At 63.1% G+C, this 1,585-nt stretch carries 1 protein-coding gene; it reads left to right on the plus strand.

Annotated features, from left to right (window positions below):
• Positions 1 to 1,414, plus strand: a 1,414-nt coding sequence (locus EN935_RS35230; protein WP_127374185.1) for a phosphoenolpyruvate carboxylase, incomplete at its 5' end; no start/stop codon positions are given.
• Positions 1,415 to 1,585: the final 171 nt, after the last annotated feature.

Genomic DNA, 1,585 nt, shown 5'->3' on the forward strand with positions numbered 1-1,585 from the left:
AAGCCTCAGCCAGGGCGAGCAGCTGGAGATCGACGCAGGCCGGCTCTCGCCTGAAGCAGGTGAACTGCTTTCGACATTCTCCGTCATCGCCAAGCACATCTCCAGCTCTGATGCCGACGCTGTCGGCTCCTTCATTCTCAGCATGACCCGCTCGGCTGACGATCTGCTCGCCGTCTATCTGCTGGCGCAATATTGCGGACTTTCAACCGCGCCCATTGGCGGCGGCACAATCAAGCTGCGGATCGTGCCATTGTTCGAGACCATCACCGACCTGCAAGCCGCCCCCGGCATCCTGAACGAATTGCTCGGCATTTCGCTGGTGAGGCGAACGGTGCGAGACTTCCGCGCGCGCCAGGAAATCATGCTTGGTTATTCGGATTCCAACAAAGACGGTGGTTTCCTGGCTTCCAACTGGGAACTGGCAAAAGCGCAAAAGCGCGTCGCTGCCGTCGGGCGCAAGCACAAGGTCAGGATCAGTTTCTTTCACGGCCGTGGCGGCTCCGTCAGCCGTGGCGGCGCGCCGACCGGCCGGGCGATCGCGGCGCAGCCGGCAGGTACAGTCGCCGGAGCCATGCGGGTGACGGAACAGGGCGAGGTCGTCTCCTCGAAATTCGCCAATCGCGGCACCGGCCTCAACCAGCTCGAGGTTCTCGCCGCCGGCGTGCTGGCCCACAGTGTCGGATCGCCCGGTGATGTCGAGCCCAAGGAAACGCCGGAGTTCGACGAAGCGCTGGAAGCGCTGGCAGGCATGTCGCAGGCGTCCTATGCCAGGTTGATGGCTGAGCCCGGCTTCCTCGATTATTTCAATCAGGCGAGCCCGGTCGCGGAACTGGCGCTGCTGAAAATGGGCTCACGGCCGGATCGCCGTTTCGGCGCCAGCGGCATTGCCGACCTGCGCGCCATCCCATGGGTGTTCGCCTGGAGCCAGAACCGTCACCTGTTGACCGGCTGGTATGGCATCGGCAGCGCGCTCAGCTCGTTCGTCACGGTGCGCGGCGAGGTCGGACGCGAACTTCTGGCCCGCATGTTCGAGCACTCGCGCTTCTTCCGCCTGATCATCGACGAGGCCGAGAAGACGCTCTACCAGTCCGACATGGACATCGCGCGGCTCTACGCAGGCCTGGTGTCCGACAGCGATGCGGCCGAACGAATCTACGCTCGCATCGCCGCCGAATACGAGCTGACGCGACACCTGATCGGTGACCTCACGGGAGGCGATCTTTCCGCGCGCTTTCCGATGTTCAAGCGGCGTTTCGACAATCTGCGGCGGCAGATGGATGACATTCACCGGCTGCAGGTCGATCTGCTGCGTGAAGTTCGCGCAAATACCGGCACGGCGGATCAAAAGCGGGCTACCGACGCTCTGCTTGTATCGATCAATTGTATCTCGGCTGGCCTTGGGTGGACGGGATAGACCCGGTTTTGCCGAGCGACCTGCGTGATCTCGAGTCATCGTCCAAGGCCAGTCGCCCACATCGCCGGGCTTTCGGCGCCAAAGGGCCGCCGCATGGGCCATGTTGGCGTCGCTTGCCGCCCCGGCTCGCCAGAAGCAATCTGTCAAGAGAATTTTGGTGCGGTCGAGAAG

Source organism: Mesorhizobium sp. M7D.F.Ca.US.004.03.1.1 (genome assembly GCF_003998635.1).
Lineage (GTDB): Bacteria > Pseudomonadota > Alphaproteobacteria > Rhizobiales > Rhizobiaceae > Mesorhizobium > Mesorhizobium loti.